Origin of the sequence: Lysinibacillus sp. UBA5990, assembly GCF_002429815.1 — a bacterium.
GTDB lineage: Bacteria > Bacillota > Bacilli > Bacillales_A > Planococcaceae > Lysinibacillus > Lysinibacillus fusiformis.
In genome coordinates this window covers 1-17,048 of sequence record NZ_DJAY01000016.1, presented here as the reverse complement: position 1 = coordinate 17,048, position 17,048 = coordinate 1, and the positions used below count along the sequence as shown (strand labels likewise).

The 17,048-nt window shown below is 35.6% G+C and carries 13 protein-coding genes; 7 read left to right on the top strand and 6 right to left on the bottom strand.

Annotated elements, in window-relative coordinates; genetic code table 11:
- Positions 1 to 161 precede the first annotated feature (161 nt).
- Positions 162 to 836, bottom strand: a complete 675-nt coding sequence (locus B3D94_RS21890) for a response regulator transcription factor (RefSeq protein WP_008178876.1) — start codon at positions 834 to 836, stop codon at positions 162 to 164.
- A 30-nt stretch (positions 837 to 866) separates the two neighbouring features.
- Positions 867 to 2,015 (bottom strand): sensor histidine kinase, encoded by a 1,149-nt coding sequence (locus B3D94_RS21885; protein WP_025116710.1) that lies wholly within the window; start codon positions 2,013 to 2,015, stop codon positions 867 to 869.
- A 165-nt stretch (positions 2,016 to 2,180) separates the two neighbouring features.
- Here B3D94_RS21885 and B3D94_RS21880 point away from each other — a divergent pair, with 165 nt between their 5' ends.
- Together B3D94_RS21880 and B3D94_RS21875 are read left to right on the top strand one after the other, a co-directional pair.
- Positions 2,181 to 2,816, top strand: a complete 636-nt coding sequence (locus B3D94_RS21880; protein WP_069480059.1) for a YigZ family protein — start codon at positions 2,181 to 2,183, stop codon at positions 2,814 to 2,816.
- Positions 2,817 to 2,965: 149 nt separating this feature from the next.
- Entirely contained in the window at positions 2,966 to 4,027 is a 1,062-nt protein-coding gene (locus tag B3D94_RS21875; RefSeq protein ID WP_291760811.1) for an LCP family protein, read from the top strand.
- 500 nt (positions 4,028 to 4,527) lie between these two features.
- Here B3D94_RS21875 and B3D94_RS21870 read toward each other — a convergent pair whose 3' ends face one another.
- The gene (locus B3D94_RS21870) at positions 4,528 to 5,595 is read right to left on the bottom strand and encodes a glycosyltransferase family 4 protein (RefSeq protein ID WP_025116707.1); all 1,068 of its coding nucleotides are present in this window, start codon (positions 5,593 to 5,595) and stop codon (positions 4,528 to 4,530) included.
- A gap of 225 nt (positions 5,596 to 5,820) precedes the next feature.
- Here B3D94_RS21870 and secA2 point away from each other — a divergent pair, with 225 nt between their 5' ends.
- Positions 5,821 to 8,184, top strand: a complete 2,364-nt coding sequence (gene secA2 / locus B3D94_RS21865) for an accessory Sec system translocase SecA2 (protein ID WP_193830938.1) — start codon at positions 5,821 to 5,823, stop codon at positions 8,182 to 8,184.
- The gene (locus tag B3D94_RS21860; protein ID WP_069480056.1) at positions 8,184 to 9,080 is read left to right on the top strand and encodes an accessory Sec system S-layer assembly protein; all 897 of its coding nucleotides are present in this window, start codon (positions 8,184 to 8,186) and stop codon (positions 9,078 to 9,080) included. Before secA2 ends, B3D94_RS21860 begins: the two co-directional genes overlap by 1 nt.
- An 83-nt stretch (positions 9,081 to 9,163) precedes the next feature.
- Here B3D94_RS21860 and B3D94_RS21855 read toward each other — a convergent pair whose 3' ends face one another.
- Positions 9,164 to 10,057 carry a LysM peptidoglycan-binding domain-containing protein gene (locus B3D94_RS21855; protein WP_069480055.1) on the bottom strand — a complete coding sequence of 298 codons (894 nt, stop codon included), beginning with the start codon at positions 10,055 to 10,057 and terminating at the stop codon, positions 9,164 to 9,166.
- A gap of 250 nt (positions 10,058 to 10,307) precedes the next feature.
- Between B3D94_RS21855 and brnQ the strand changes: the two genes are divergently transcribed.
- Together brnQ and B3D94_RS21845 are read left to right on the top strand one after the other, a co-directional pair.
- The gene (gene brnQ, locus B3D94_RS21850; protein ID WP_291760801.1) at positions 10,308 to 11,639 is read left to right on the top strand and encodes a branched-chain amino acid transport system II carrier protein; all 1,332 of its coding nucleotides are present in this window, start codon (positions 10,308 to 10,310) and stop codon (positions 11,637 to 11,639) included.
- Between the two features lie 193 nt (positions 11,640 to 11,832).
- The gene (locus tag B3D94_RS21845) at positions 11,833 to 13,206 is read left to right on the top strand and encodes a S41 family peptidase (protein ID WP_291760798.1); all 1,374 of its coding nucleotides are present in this window, start codon (positions 11,833 to 11,835) and stop codon (positions 13,204 to 13,206) included.
- A gap of 24 nt (positions 13,207 to 13,230) precedes the next feature.
- Here B3D94_RS21845 and B3D94_RS21840 read toward each other — a convergent pair whose 3' ends face one another.
- Entirely contained in the window at positions 13,231 to 13,851 is a 621-nt protein-coding gene (locus tag B3D94_RS21840; protein ID WP_069480052.1) for a TetR/AcrR family transcriptional regulator, read from the bottom strand.
- Positions 13,852 to 14,462: 611 nt separating this feature from the next.
- Here B3D94_RS21840 and B3D94_RS21835 point away from each other — a divergent pair.
- Positions 14,463 to 15,437, top strand: a complete 975-nt coding sequence (locus B3D94_RS21835) for a proline dehydrogenase family protein (RefSeq protein ID WP_069480051.1) — start codon at positions 14,463 to 14,465, stop codon at positions 15,435 to 15,437.
- Between the two features lie 72 nt (positions 15,438 to 15,509).
- On the opposite strand, the gene B3D94_RS21830 is transcribed toward B3D94_RS21835, so the two are convergent.
- Positions 15,510 to 16,847, bottom strand: a complete 1,338-nt coding sequence (locus B3D94_RS21830; RefSeq protein ID WP_291760795.1) for a helix-turn-helix domain-containing protein — start codon at positions 16,845 to 16,847, stop codon at positions 15,510 to 15,512.
- Positions 16,848 to 17,048 lie beyond the last annotated feature (201 nt).

The following is a 17,048-nucleotide window of genomic DNA, read 5'->3' as shown; positions in this document are numbered from 1 at the left end:
ATATTTAATACCTAGTAACAGGACGAAAGAGCAATGTTACAAATTTGTGAAAGGCGAACCACTACCTTCAACAAGTATTTCAAATATTTACTAAAAAACAATAAAAAACTGTTTTAAAAACTACTTCTATACAAAGTAGCTTTTAAAAACAGTTTTAACAATTATCGTACTTCAACCCAACCATTTTTAATGGCTGTTACAACGGCTTGTGTACGGTCATTCACATTCATTTTTTGTAAGATGCTTGATACATGGTTTTTAACTGTTTTTTCAGAGATAAACAGCGTCTCACCAATTGTACGGTTTGATTGGCCATCTGTTAAAAGCTGTAATACTTCACATTCACGTTTCGTTAATAAATGGAATGGACGGCGAATTTCCGTTTGGTGGAAGTTACCTTTATTTTCATGTTCTGAAAGTCTTTTGAACTCTGCCACTAAATTTTTCGTTACTTTTGGATGTAAGTAAGACCCACCGTTTGCAACAACTTTAATAGCCTCCACGATTTCATCTGCATCCATTTCTTTTAACATATAGCCAAGAGCGCCTGATTTTAATGCATGTGTCACATATGTTTCATCATCATGTATGGACAGCATAATGACCTTCGCATCTGGAAATTCATTAATTAACTCTGATGTTGCTTCTACACCATTTTTGCCTGGCATGTTAATATCCATCAGTACTACATCTGGTTCGTTTTCAGCATATAACGTCACCACATCTGTACCATCGTCACCTTCTGCTACTACGTCAAATGTATCTTCAAAATCTAAAATACGTTTTACTCCTTCGCGGAATAGCTGGTGATCGTCTACAATAATAATCTTTGTCATTTGTCTTTACCCCCTAAATTTCTGCAACAGTTACTTTACTTCTAACGGAATTTTAAATAACACCGTTGTACCTCGGTTGATTTCACTAGTAATAGTAATTGTACCATTTAAAATTTCAATACGTTCTTTCATTCCTAAAATCCCAAAGGAATGGTCTTTCACTACTTGTTGGTCAAAGCCTATACCATCATCTTTAACAACAATATTAACAGCATCTTTTAACCACTCAAGCTTTACCCAAATGTCTTTACATTTTCCATGCTTCATGGCATTTGTTACGCACTCTTGCACTAGACGGAAAATGGATACTTCATAATTGGAAGGTATACGTTTTTCTGTACTTCTCGATTGGAAATGAATGTCGACACCTGGATTATATTCAGTGACTGTTGATAAATACTTCTTTAATGTCGGAATAATTCCCAAATCATCAAGTGCCATTGGTCGTAGATCATAAATAATACGTCGCACCTCAGATAATGCGTTTCGCACCGTTTTCTTTAAATCAGCAATTTCTGCTAATGCATTTTCTATGCCTTTTTCACGATACGTTCTATCTATTAGATCAGTGCGCATTAGTACATTTGCAAGCATTTGAGCAGGTCCATCATGAATCTCTCTAGACAAACGCTTACGCTCCTCTTCTTGAGCTGCAATAATACGTATCCCAAAATCTTGCTTCATTTTTGCTTGTTCAAGCGCTAAACCAACATTTTTTAAATCTGAAGTTAAGTAATTCAAAACGACATTTACCTGATTGACAATATGATCAGCACGTTCAATCGTATCGAGTAATCCTCTTAATCTTCTCTCTAGATCATCTCTTTTATCGCGTAGCTGTTTTTCTTGCGTTCTAATAACGGAGAGCTTTACTTGAAAATCATGTGCAGTTTCATATGCTTCTCTAACTTGTTCTTCGGTATAATTATCAAAAGCTTTACTTACTAAGACAAGTCTTTGTTTAGCAAGCTGCGTACTTTTTTCCAATGCATCGCCTTCATCAATTACAATTGATATTTGTTTTCGAACAATTTCTAGCTCTTTTTGCATATCTTCAAAGCTTCTACGGCTTTGTTCGCTTATAATAAAGATATCATCCTTCGAGCTCATGATTGTATCTAACATTCGATTAAAAATGTCATCAAGCGACTTTAAATCGAAGGTATCATTTGAAAACATACTATACTCCCCAGTCTAATGTCTTATGATTACTTACTATTTTAATAGACCAAATTCTTATATTCCATAGTCTACACCTATTATAGCATTACCATGCTAAAATTTAATGCTTTTTCTTTACGAAAATTATAGAATAGAACTCTAGTTAAAAGGAGATTGATACGGATGAGAGAAAACTATTTAACAGTAAAAGGATATGGTGAAAGCGAAATTGTTATTTCTAAATCCCGCTTTCTCACTTATATAGAACGTGCAGAAACGGAAGAGGATGCAATTTCTTTTATAGATCGTATAAAAAAAATGCATCACAACGCAACACATAATTGCTCAGCCTATATAATCGGCGAACATGATAACATTCAAAAAGCGAATGATGACGGGGAACCTAGCGGTACGGCTGGCGTCCCTATGTTAGAGGTCTTAAAAAAACAAGGCCTAAAAGATACGGTAGTCGTTGTGACTCGCTATTTTGGAGGGATTAAACTCGGCGGTGGCGGTCTTATACGTGCATACGGAAAAGCAACAACAGAAGGTCTTATTGCCGCGCAAGTAGTTGAGCGCAAGCTTCATCATTTCATGAAAGTTGCCATTGATTACACATGGCTCGGGAAAGTTGAAAACGAAGTAAGAGGTTCGTCCTATTCGTTAGAGGACATCCGTTATTTAGAGGGTGTCGAAATCATCGTCTCTGTGCTAAAAGAAGAAGAGGAACAGTTCCGAAGCTGGATGACAGAAATCACGAATGGACAAGCATCCATCACATTCGAAGATGCTCAATTTATAGAATTTATTGTCAAATAAATAGTTTTAATTGTCGAAACTAAATATGCATAGTATAATTTTTTTGTTAGGCTATTTTTATGGACCACACGTTTACTTCTTTAGTAATTGAATAAAATTTAGCTTTATTGCATTATTATTCCTAATAATAAGAGGAGAATATATCCATTATGAAAAAAAGATCTGTTAATAAGCTCAAAAAGAGATCTTCTAAAGCTTCCTTAATTATAAAAGTTACACTACTCCTAGTTGCTAGCTTAGTGATTTGTGTTACTGCTTATGGTGTTTACCTTACAAAACAGGTAGAGCATGCGGCAAACTCAGCCCATGAAGTATTAGAAGGTCGGGAAGTTTCTAAGCTCCGTGAGGAAAAAGTAGAACCGGTACATGATAATGTTTCTATTTTATTTGTCGGAGTTGATGATAGTGATAATCGCGGACAAGGTTCTGATCATTCACGTTCGGATGCGCTTATTTTAGCAACGTTAAATAATAAAACACATACCATTAAAATGTTAAGTATCCCTCGTGATTCTTACGTTTATATTCCTAAAGTGGGCTATAAAGATAAAATTACTCATGCCCACGCGATGGGTGGAACGCTTACTACTATAGAAACAGTAGAACAATTATTCGATATCCCAATCGACTACTATGTACGTATGAACTTCAATGCCTTCATTGATGTTGTCGATGCTTTAGGCGGTGTTGAGGCAGAAGTACCGTATGCCCTACACGAATTAGACGAATTTGATAAGTTTACAATCAATTTACAGCCAGGACTACAGCATTTAAATGGTAGTGAGGCACTGGCCCTTGCAAGAACACGTAAACAAGATAGCGATATCGAACGTGGTAAACGTCAACAGGAAATTCTTTCAGCTATAATTAAAAAAGTAGCATCTGTTGGTTCCATCACAAAGTATGATGATGTGATTAAAGCACTTGGTGATAATATGAAAACAGATATGACATTTACTGAAATGAAATCCTTCTTGTCATACTTATCAAAAGGCGCTCCACGTATCGACACTTTAAATTTGGAAGGTACAGATGATATGTCTACTGGTATTTATTATTATCAGCTAAATCAGGATTCTGTGGAAGAAACAAAGGAAATATTTAAAAACCACCTTGGCCGAAATGAAGAATCATCAAGCCTAACATCAAGTGGTAGCAACAATACAGGAACTGATAGTGCTGCTAGCGATGAAAATTCAGTTGTAGAATAATCAGTTCGTATAACAATAAGACCCTTCAGATCATAGACAAAATTTTGTCTATGATCTTTTTTTACTTCTAGCCAAGGCCATTTTTAGTATAAGTCTCCTGCTCTTTTCCATACACCCTAACGACCATACGAGCAGCTTTAGGGTTGTTGTTTCTTTTCCCTCTAATCCGTTACTTCAAACAGCTATCAGTAAGTATTAATAATCAATAAACCTCCATAATAAAATTTCAGAAGCCAATGATGGAAAAACATACCACCAAATGCATTGCGTATCGACGGTTTACCCAGTCAAAAGCTATCGAGAAGTTCTCTCGTCTCTTTCATATGGCTCTCAAATCAAATATTAACTTCAGCCATAGTCCTTTTAAGCTGCCTGCTATGCTCCCAGTCTAAGTTCTGGACTGAGGCTTAATTTCATTGTTATTGTTAAAAGAAAAAATACTAAAGGCACACTCAAAAAATTAAGTGTGCCTTTAGTATTTAGTATTATTTCACAAAGCTTTATTTACTGAAACTCCGTACAAAATTTAATAATGGTTTGTAGTTTTTACCAGCAAGCCCGATAATTTCTACAAATATTTCAATGGCTGTTAGGATAACAGCGACAAGTAAAATTGCTCCCCATACTTTTGCCATTGAGAAAATAATAGCGGCTAATCCAAACATCACGGCAATTCCGTAAATAAGAAGGACAGTTTGACGATGTGTGAAACCCATATCCAGTAAACGATGGTGTAAGTGGGATTTATCTGGATCAGACCATTTCTTCTTCATACGGACACGACGAACAATCGCAAAGAACGTATCAGAAATCGGTACACCAAGAATAATAATTGGGATGATTAAAGAAACGAACGTAACATTTTTAAAACCAAGTAGCGCTAGCACAGAAATCATAAATCCAAGGAATAGTGCTCCTGTATCACCCATAAAGATTTTGGCTGGGTGGAAGTTATAAAATAAAAAGCCAAGTGAAGCTACAGCTAATATGGCTGCTATTGCTAAAACAAACATATTACTCATAATAAATGCCATGACTGCTAATGTAATCAGCGCTATCGTGGAGACACCAGCCGCTAAACCATCTAAGCCATCAATTAAATTTACAGCATTTGTTATCCCGACAATCCAAATAATTGTTAATGGAATACTTAGTAATCCAAAATCTAATGTACCTAAAAACGGTAAGTTTACCATATCAATTTGAATGCCGCCTACAAAAACAATAATGAGTGCCGCACCTAGCTGACCAAGCATTTTTGCTTTAGCAGAAATCTCACGCATATCGTCAACAACGCCTGTCGCAACTATAATACAAGCACCAATAATAATCGCTATTAAATAATCGCTATTGCCATTTTTAGTTTGAATTAAATAAGAATATAAAATTGTTACACCAATTATAAATGCAAGGAAAATTGCCAAACCACCAAGTCTTGGCATAATTCGAGCATGTACTTTTCGATAGTTTGGTGCATCCACTGCACCTATTCTAAATGCTAAACGTTTCACTAATGGAGTTAACAAAATGGATGCAACGAATGCTGCTATTAAAGACACGTAAATCATGTCTCTCCTCCTCAAAAAAATAATCTACATTGAAATCCAAATTGATTATAGCACGAACAAGCATTGAAATATACTTTTTCTAAACATTTTCCACGATTTCACAAATATTTTGTACATTTTAGCATTCATAGATTCCTATATAGTCAATTGTAGTCACCTTAAGTAAAATTTGATAGAATAATGGTGTGTCTAACATTTAGACAACATTAAAGGAGCGTATATTTCATGTTCTCAATTTTCAAAAGTAACAAAGAGCAAACAAGTGCTCGTCAATTAAAACGCTACTACAAAATAGTAGATCAAATTAATAATCTTGAAGAAAAGTATGTTGATAAGTCAGATGCTGAATTAAGAGAGATGACTTTTATTTTCAAAAATCAATTGGAACAAGGTGAGCCTATTACATCGATCATCCCAGACGCATTTGCTGTTGTACGCGAAGCCTCAAAGCGTGTATTAGGAATGCGTCATTTTGATGTGCAGCTTATCGGTGGTTTAGTGTTAACAGAAGGCAATATTGCTGAAATGCCTACAGGTGAAGGTAAAACACTAGTTGCCTCCCTTCCCTCTTATGTACGTGCATTAGAAGGTAAAGGCGTTCATGTCATCACCGTCAATGATTACCTAGCAAAACGTGACTTTGAGCTTGTTGGTCAAATTCATCGTTTCCTTGGCCTAACTGTTGGTTTAAATATTCCGATGATGGAAGCTGATGAGAAAAAAGAAGCCTATAATGCAGATATCACATACGGTGTGGGTACTGAATTTGGTTTCGACTATCTACGTGACAATATGGCCTATAGCTTAGCAGATAAAGTACAACGTCCTTATCATTTCGCTATTATTGATGAAGTGGATAGTGTATTAATCGATGAAGCTAAAACACCATTAATTATTGCTGGTAAGATGCCTTCAAATGATGAATTACATCGCATCGCTGCAATGGTAGCTAAACGTTTCAAGAAAGATGAAGATTATGATTTTGATGATGAAACAAAAGCTACTTCCCTTACGGATAAAGGTATTGAAAAGGTTGAAGCTGCTTTCAATGTTGATAATCTGTATGATTTAGAACATCAAACACTTTTCCACTACGTCATCCAAGCTGTTCGTGCACATGTAATGTTCGAACGCGATGTAGATTATATTGTCAAAGATGACAAAATTGAGCTTGTCGATATGTTTACAGGTCGTATATTAGAAGGCCGCTCACTTTCTGACGGTTTACATCAAGCAATTGAAGCTAAAGAGGGCGTTACGATTACGGATGAAAATAAATCAATGGCACAGGTCACAATTCAGAACTATTTCCGTATGTATCCGAAGCTTTCAGGGATGACGGGTACAGCAAAAACACAGGAAAAAGAAATCCGAGAAGTGTATGGCATGGAAGTTATACAAATCCCAACCAACCGTCCTCGTCAGCGCGTCGATCAGCCTGATATTATTTTTAGCACACAAGAGGCAAAATATAAGTATGTGGCTGCTGAAGCTAAAAAACGTCATGATAAAGGACAACCCATCTTAATTGGTACAACATCGATCTTACAGTCTGAAACAGTCGCTGAGCATTTGAAAAAGGAAAAATTAACATTCCAATTATTAAATGCCAAAACCGTTGAGCAAGAGGTTGAGCTTATTTCACAAGCAGGTCAAAAAGGGCGTATTACAGTAGCGACAAATATGGCCGGTCGTGGTACGGATATCATGCTAGGTGATGATGTTCACGAACTTGGTGGATTATATGTCATTGGTACAGAAAAGCATGAAAGTCGTCGTGTAGATAATCAACTTCGTGGTCGTTCTGGTCGCCAAGGAGACGTAGGCGAAAGCCGCTTCATTCTCTCTATTGAAGATGATATGTTCCGCCGCTATGCAAAAGAAGAAGTTGAAAAATTCTCTGCTAAAATGGTTGTGGATGAACAAGGCATTATTCAAAATAAAGAGGTACAGGAGCTAATAGACCGTACTCAGCGTATTGTCGAAGGATCTCAATATGGCATGCGTGAATATAACTTAAAGTTAGATGATGTCATTAATGATCAACGTACTGTGCTTTACGGACTGCGAGATAAAATTTTAGCTGGGGAAGATTTGTTAGAACAACTAAAACAAATGTTATATGAAACAGTGGACTTTGCCGTACGTGACGCAACTCCAGATGATATACCTTCGTTCGAGTGGGACTATGATGGTATAGAGACAAGTCTAAATAGCCTCTTCCTAACTCCTATTTCAGTTGATAGAGAAGTTGGAAAGGTTATACCTATCTTAGATTCACTACAGAAACCTGTGGATGCATTAACTGCAAAAATGGACATTTTTGCCGAGAATGATCAAGTTATTAGTATTATTCCACAAATCATGCTAAGCAACATAGACAACGGATGGATCAGACATTTAGAAGCAATGAGCCACCTAAAAGAGGGTATTGGCCTTCGTCATTATCAACAAGAGGATCCTATGCGTATTTATCAACGTGAAGGCTTAGAGTTATTCGCTAAAAACTTCCAAGCTTTACGTCGTTCTATCATTATAGAAATAATAGGATACATGAAAACAATTGAAGAGCAACAGGAGGAAAAATAATGGGCTTATTTTCGTTCTTTAAAAAATCAGATAAAGTAGTTCAAGAAAACACAATCGATTCAGCAGATTTACTAGGAAGTACGGTTACAAATAATGGAAACGCTGAGATAGTTGAAACAAAACTTTCGTTCCACCCAGATTGGGTTGTCCCTCAAGAGCAACAATACATTTTTAATTTTCTTGCAAATGAACTAGAGCCGTTGAAACCCAATCAACTATCACTTTCTTCAATTAGTATTGAAGAGGATCGCTCTGGTAAATGGCAAGTGCGTGCATTTTTCCGGTCTTCTCTTTCTGAAGCAATTGAGCTTGGAGAGATCGAACTATTTATTATGGATAAAAACGATAAGCTTGTAGCTTCTAAAAAATTCGACTTTAAAGCTCTTGGAACAATCCCTGCTAAAAGTGCTCGTCCATGGGTATTCGAATTTGAAAAATCAGTTATTCAAGTAGATGAAGTACCAGAAGAGGGCTGGAAACTGGCTTTCAATCTTGTATCCTTACGCGAACATCAATTAGAACTTGATTCTACATGGGAAGAACAGCTACCAGCCGAACAAAAAGAAGAGCTTGCCAAGATCGTTAAAACTTTACCGAAATTAGGAGACACAGAAGTAAACTTTACTGGTTTGCAAGCTAAATTTATGAATAATGGTAGTTTAAACGTCTCTATCTTTATTCGAAATGGACACAATAAAGCTATAAATTTGGAGCAACTGCCTCTTGAAATTATTGACGCTAGAGGAAAACAAATCGCAAAAGGTTCCTTTAAAATGGATCCTATTTTAACCGTCCAACCTAATTCAACAAAACCTTGGACATTTATTTTCCCCACTGAATTAGTAAATCCAAAAGGCGCGGATCTTTCCCGTTGGACAGCACGTGTAACCCAATAATAAAAGGCCCCTTCTCTAAAAGAGGGGGCTTTTTCAATTTCTCACTAAACAAGCGATCTGCCTTAGCAAAAATTGCTTGTTTTTTATTTCACACTTTCAAACCGTTTATAGGCTACTAGTTTAGAAGACCAGTATGGATACGTAACATCTGAAATTTCTACACCATCTGTACCCGCATGGACAAATTTATTATCCCCCAGGTAAATACCCATATGAGAAATGCCTTCTTTATACGTGTTCTCGAAGAATACTAAATCGCCAGGCACTGGAATTTGTACAGATGTAGTATTGCCATTATAATATCCTTCACTACTTGCTCTTCCTATTTTTAAACCGCCCTGATTAAAGGCATAGAAAATAAAGCCACTGCAGTCAAGGCCTACAGGAGTATTTCCTCCATATAGATATGGTGTACCAACCAATGTCTGAGCTACTTCTACTGTTTTCTTATAAATAGCTTGTCCATTAGTTGTAGGATCATTTGTTGTTACTTTTGATGGTGTACCCGCATCTGAAGTCACATTATTATGTATCGAATCGCCCTCGGGAATGACTGCGCCTGGAGACACTTTTAACACTTGTCCAATAAAAATTGTGTCTTTCTCAAGCTTATTCCAATTCATAATATCCTTAATTGTCACATTATATTGCTTAGCAATTTTCGATAATGTATCCCCTTTCGCTACCGTATGAGAAGTAGTTGTTGGCTTTGTGGATGTTGATGGGACTGAAGGCTTTTTACTATCACTCGTTGCTTGCTTTTGAATTTCAAGCTGTTGAGCTACATAAATCGTATCTTTCGATAGATTATTCCATTTCATAATCTCTGAAATCGTTACTTGATGATTTTGGGCGATTTTAGATAAAGTATCGCCTTTTTGTACAGTATAAGTCGCAGCCTCTGCAGTTTGTAGAGTTAAAAATGAAGTGGCTAAAGTGCTTAAAACAAGAATTCTCCATTTTTTTGTTTTTTGCATACCAAAGTGCCTCCGTTCGTGCTAGAATATTTCCTTGTGTGTCTATCATACTAGATAATTATAGTATGAAAAATCGGAAATACTGACTATTTTTCAAACATTTTATCAAACTTATAGAAAACGACGAAATCCGACTATATTACAATAGTATATTCATTGCAAGATTTTGGTTCCTATGATAACATACACATCTGTATTTAAAATTTTTAGAAAGTTTTAGCTTTTCAATCTTAAAGGAGTTTTTATACTTATGAAAAACATCATGCATTTCATCAAAGGAAATTTAGCAGTAGGATTACTACTATTTGCCTTATTCTTGGGTGCTGGGAATATTATTTTTCCACCGTTATTAGGTCAGCAGGCAGGTGAAAATATCACAGTAGCCATGATTGGTTTCCTTATAACAGGTGTCGGTTTACCACTATTAGCTATCGTTGCTGTCGCAAAAGCAGGAGGCGATTTACAACTGCTCGCCAATCGTGTGAGTCCCGCTTTTGGTATACTCTTTACATCTATTGTATATTTAGCAATTGGACCATTCTTTGCCGTACCACGTACTGGATCAGTGTCCTATGAAATTGGAATTGCCCCTTTTCTTCCAGAAGTTATGAAGGACCATTGGGCACCACTTTTCATTACATCTATTTTGTTTTTTGCCTTAATTCTTTATTTATCCATTAACCCTTCGAAGCTTGTCGATCGAGTAGGAAAAATCTTAACCCCTGCCCTGCTTCTTGTGATTTTATTGTTAGCTGTCAAAAGCTTTATTTCTCCAATGGGAGAGCCAGGGGTCGCGGTCGGAAGCTATATTAATTCTCCATTTGCTGAAGGGTTTGTACAGGGATACTTAACAATGGATGTTCTGAGCGCACTTGTTTTCGGTATCGTTATTTTACAAGCATTACGCGATATGGGCATGACAGATAAGAAAAAACAAGTGAATACAACTATATTTGCCGGTGTCGTTGCAGCCATTGGATTATCTTTTGTTTATATCTCACTTGGTCATATCGGGAATACAAGTATTACTGCCATTGGTACTTCTGCTAATGGTGGAGATATTATTGCAAAATCAGCAGAAGTACTTTTTGGAAGTCTAGGAAGTATTATTTTGTCTGCGACTATTTTACTAGCTTGTATTTCAACAGCTGTTGGTTTACTAACTGCCAATGCACAATTTTTCCATAAGTTATTCCCAAAAATATCCTACAAAACATTCTTAATCGTTTTTACTATTTTTAGTACAGCCATTACTAATGTGGGACTTTCAACAATTATTAATGCTTCTCTACCTGTGCTGTTAATCATTTATCCAATAGCTATGGTATTGATGGTACTATCATTAGCGGATCATTTCTATAAAGGTGGACAAATTGTTTATATTTTAGCGCTAATCCCTACTTTCCTTGTCAGCTTATATGATGGATTAAAACAAATGAAAATTGAAATCACATCATATGAAAATATTCTTCAAGCCTTGCCATTATATGACCAAAACTTAGGATGGCTTGTACCAGCCATTGTCGGCGCATTCATCGGCTTTATTATTTACAAACTATTTAACAAACAAGCCTCTGCATAATAGAGCTTACATCTTCCACGGAATCTGCTAGCCAGCCATGTATTGCTAGCAGATTCTTTTTCTATTACATTAAACTCATCCACTATTCCTATCGTTCATGTATAATAAAACTAGATACTCAATTGTAAAATGTATCCATCCACTACCTGACAGGATCATACATTTCTATTGAGTGCTAGAAAAGAGGTGTCCAATGAAAAAATTAATATGTTCGTTCGTATTTATTCTAGGCTTCTTTCTCCTACCACTTACATCTACTCAGGCAGTTAGCCAGGAACAATCGTTAGTAAGAGAAATAAAGGAAATTATTCAGAATACGTATGTAGGGACGATCAATGGGAACTTAGAAAAGGCCACATCCATCGCAGAAATTATTGATATGCTGGATCCTTACTCCACCTATTTTACAAAACAAGAATTCGAGGATTATATGAATAGCATCAATCTATCAACCATCGGCATTGGTGTTGTTATTGAAGAGCATGAAGATGGGATTCATATTTTACAAGTAATTGAAGGCAGTGGTGCGTTTGATGCAGGCTTACAGGCTGGAGATATCATCATTGCTGTAAATGGTGAGTCTATTATTGGTCGCTCTACACAGGAGACCTCTTCTCTCTTAACGGGTCATGAAGGTAGTCAGGTGAAAGTAACACTTAAACATAGTAATGAAATGACAACTACGAAAACCATTACACGAAAAAAATTCACATTGCCAAATGTACAATCTGAATTATTGTTTGGACACGTTGGCTATATTTCACTTGCTTCATTTTCAGAAGATGGTGCTCAGCTTATCAAAAAAGCACTGATTGACTTAAAAAAGCGCGGTGCCAAATCGTTTATCTTAGATTTACAAAATAATGGTGGCGGTTATGTTACAACAGCGGAAGAACTTACAGGGCTATTTCCATCAGCAAAAGTTGCGTATCTATTAGAGGAAGCACATTCCTCTTATACTATACCAGCCGTTAAGCAAAATACTAAGTTTCCAGTAAATACACGTATTTTAGTCAATCGTTATAGTGCTAGTGCCTCTGAAATGCTTTCTGCATCACTAAAAGACCAGAAGGCCGCTATTTTATACGGTGAAACCACTTATGGGAAGGGAGCTATGCAAGGTTTTTATATGCTCCATGATGGAAGCTACTTAAAATTAACTGTAGGCAAATTTACAGGTCCTGCGCAGCAGACTATTCATGAAGTAGGTGTCAAACCTAATATTCAAACAACAACGGCGCCTATTTTCCAAGCACACTTTGATGCCATAAAGGAGCAATATCCTCAATATCAAAAGCTTTCAATTGGGAAAATGGCCTTTCAAACAGGAAATTTAACGATGAAACTACCTTCAACACTTGTATCGCAAATTGATAAAGGGCATGTTCAACTTATCGCTTTAGGAGCTGATGAAGTAGTAGCAACGACTAAAGTTGAAGGGCAAACATTAATTGTTACTCCAACAAGTCCTTTATCACTCGATCAGGAATATATGCTACTCATTCATCCGAAAAAGCAAAGCAAGGCACAAAAAGGCTATTATCAACATATAAAATTTGAAAATTAAGAAAAATCCTCTCGTCGATCTACATTACGATTGATGAGAGGATTTTTGTATCATTTCTTCAGTTTTCCAAAAATATAATTGTACAATATCGTTCGCTAGTTCTGCAGGCAATCTTTTTTGCTCCAGTAAATTGGTTAATATCAATCTCTCCATTGATCCAACTAAAGAATCTATTAAAATTTTAATATCCACACAATAACGTTGTAAGTCCTTGTCACAATCATAAAGATAAATAAGATGGATCAATTGTTGCGTTAACTGTGATTTTACTAAAAAAGCCTGCTTAGATTCTATAAAACCGATTTTTGATAGCTTCGGATTTTCGATTATATAGAAGAATAAATTTGACAGTTTTTGTTCTAAAATCGAAATAAATGCTTCTAATCCATTAGCCACACTATCAGAGGATTTACTATTCATCACTTCAAAAAAGCCACTCTGAAATTGTACATTTAAATCATTATAAAGTGCATCCTTGCTTTTAAAGTATAAATAAAAAGTAGGCTGTGTTACATTAGCAGCCTTCACAATATCACTAATTTTTGTATGGTGATATCCTTTATCTGAAAATAGCTCTATCGCTTTTTCAAGTAATAGTTGTTTGCTTCGTTCCCCATTCGAATTAAATTTTCTTCCCCTTGCCATACTTTCCACCTTATCTTAGTTTATAGTCGCCCTAATCCCTTAGCATCATTAATAGACACACTATTCTTAATCAAAAGTAACTAAATTTTCATAACAAGTACATATTTTATTCATGATTATACTCCATTGTATTATAATACACCTTCTAAATTTTTACTATAAATGATAGATTTATGATCATACTAAAAAAGCATATTTTTCGTAACTAATTGGAAAAAAATCACAATTACCCACACTATGAAATTATATCAATATATTTTACAAGAAAGCATTCCACTTGTTACGTTTCTCTTATAGATTGGCCTAAACATTCACTCTATCCTCCAATAGATTGCTAAAATTATATTAAAAAACTCCTTCCAATAAAGTAGAGCTTCTGTTTTAAGACAAAAATTTTACCATAAAACAAAACTACTATTTTGAAAAGTCCTTCTTTTTGAAAAAATATTTTTTATGGCTATTTTTAAATTTGAAAAGTCAATTGTGCCAATAGTTTACCCCCACAGTCATCCGTGCAAAAAAATTTTTTCTAAAAATCAAACCATTTTACTTTTCGAAAAAAGTGTTATAATCGCCAAGAATTTAAAATTTTCAATTTTGGAGGCATATAAATGGTATTACGTGATTTTTTCATTTACTTATCAGAGAACAAAATATTAAATAGCGCTGCTCAAAAATATGGTTTAAAAATGGGTGCTCAAAGTGTTGTGGCAGGCACTAGCTTACCTGAAGTTGTACAATCTATTAAAGAATTAAACAAAGCAAATATTTCTTGTACAGTCGACAATCTTGGAGAGTTCGTTTATGAGAAATCAGAAGCAACTGCTGCAAAAAATAATATTTTAGCTGTTGTTCAAGCCATTCACGATGAGCAACTAGATGCTCATATTTCCCTTAAGCCCTCCCAATTAGGTTTAGACATTGATTACGCATTTTGCTATGAAAACTTAAAAGAAATCGTAGAACTTGCACATCAATACAATATTTTCGTGAATTTCGATATGGAAAATTACGAACGTTTACACAGCTCTTTTGAATTACTAGAGGAATTACACAAACAATTTGATAATGTGGGGACAGTGATTCAAGCTTACTTCTTCGAGTCGGAAGAAAATATTGAAAAGTACAAAAATTTCCGCTTGCGTATTGTAAAAGGTGCCTACAAAGAGCCAGAAAGTGTAGCATACCAATCAAAAGGTGATATCGACCGTAACTATCTGAAGCTCATTGAACATCATTTACTACATGGTAAATTTACTTCTATCGCTACGCATGACCATAATGTAATTAATCATGTGAAGCAATTCGTTAAACAACATAACGTTCCAAATGAAAAATTTGAATTCCAAATGCTTTATGGTTTCCGTAAAGAAATGCAGTTAGATCTTGCACGTGAAGGCTATAATTTCTGCACATATCTACCATTTGGTAACGACTGGTACGGTTACTTTATGCGCCGTTTAGCAGAACGCCCACAAAACGTAGCACTTGTAACAAAACAAGTGTTTAACAAAAAAACAAACCTAGCAATTGGCTTAGGCGCAGCTGCATTCGCCCTTGGTCGCCTTTCAAAAAAAGGAAAATAATAGTTGAGGCCTAGCGGTTTGAAATTGCTATCAGTTACTCTACACAAGCTATGCAAAAAAGCGAAAACATTGTTAATCAATGTTTTCGCTTTTTTTATTAAGCTTATAGTTTTTTACGCGATATTGTAAACTTTGTCGACGTATTCCTAATGCCGCTGCGGTTTTGGAAATATTACCTTGGTGAAAGTCTAATGCCTTCGAAATATAATATTCCTCCACCTCTTTCATGTAGACATCTAATGGTCGAATGTCTTGCTGATTTTTAATGACAAACAAATCACTCGTTGATACTTCGTTTTCTGCTTCCTCACATGTGCTTTGGATTTTCCATTTAAAATGAACAGGTAGCATATGGGATTCAACGATAGTCTCATTGGTAATTAGCGAGGTGATCTCGTCCAGCAATACTTCTAATTCCTTTAAATTACCTGGCCAATCATATTTCAAAAATGTCTCTTGAACTTCTTCCGAAAGACCTTGAATTGTTGAGCCAAAGCTATCACGATGCCTTTTGAAATAATCATCAATAAATGGCATCATATCTTCCTTTCTTTCACGTAAAGGTGGTACATAAATCGTGATTCCAGAAAATAAGCGGTAAAGATTTTTAGAAAGCTCCTGCTTTTGAATTAAATCTATAGGGTCTTTGCCAACACTAGCAATTAAAACATGCTGATGATTTGGATGATTGTTGAAAAGCTCGACAATCTTTTCTTGTGCTTCGAGTGATAAATATTCGATGCGTTCAGCAAAAAAAGTAATTCTCTCTTTTTCAACAATGTATTTTTCAAATTGATTCAACACTGTTTGCTCATCTCGGCGACAAATTAGAGCGATAAACATGTCATTTTGCACCTTCAGATCATGATGAATACCCTCAGCAACCATATCGATTCCAGTGCCTGACTCACCAATTAACACAACAGGCATTCTGCTCAATGCAACAATTTTTGCCTTTTCAATGACATCCTTCATGACTACGGAAACAGCCGTAATAATATCAAATGTTAGCGGTGCACCATATCTTCTTAATGGCTGATACATCATATATTCAAGCTGCGTAATATCTCGCGCAAATTCCACAGCCCCTACTAACACACCCTCATAGTGCAACGGATAAATATTGCTTATGTAGGTCACCTCTTGATTTTTTTTATTCCAATACGTTTTTTTGACATGTAGAACTGGCGTTTCAGAACTCAGGACTTTAAAGATATCGCTCTTTTCAATTTCGAAATCGATGATTTCTATTGCTCGCCTCTCCTCATATTCGTCCTCATTTACGCCTTCTAGTTCTCTCATTTTTTTATTGTATATGAGCAACTTGCCTTCTGTATCGACAACGCAAATTCCCATATCCCCTTTTTCAATGACGTATTTATAAATACTTAGTAGTACATTGTTATCCATCTTGTCCTCCTGTATTCCATTAAGCTTATTCTAACACCAATACGAAAAACAGATGCAAAAATTAAAAAAGTTTTAAAATTTGAGTTGATTAATGCCAAATTATATTGCATTATATAATTAACAAAATCTTTAAAGGTGCATAATCATTTGGCACCCTTTATCCAGGGGAGGAAACAGATATGATTCCATACAAACACGAAC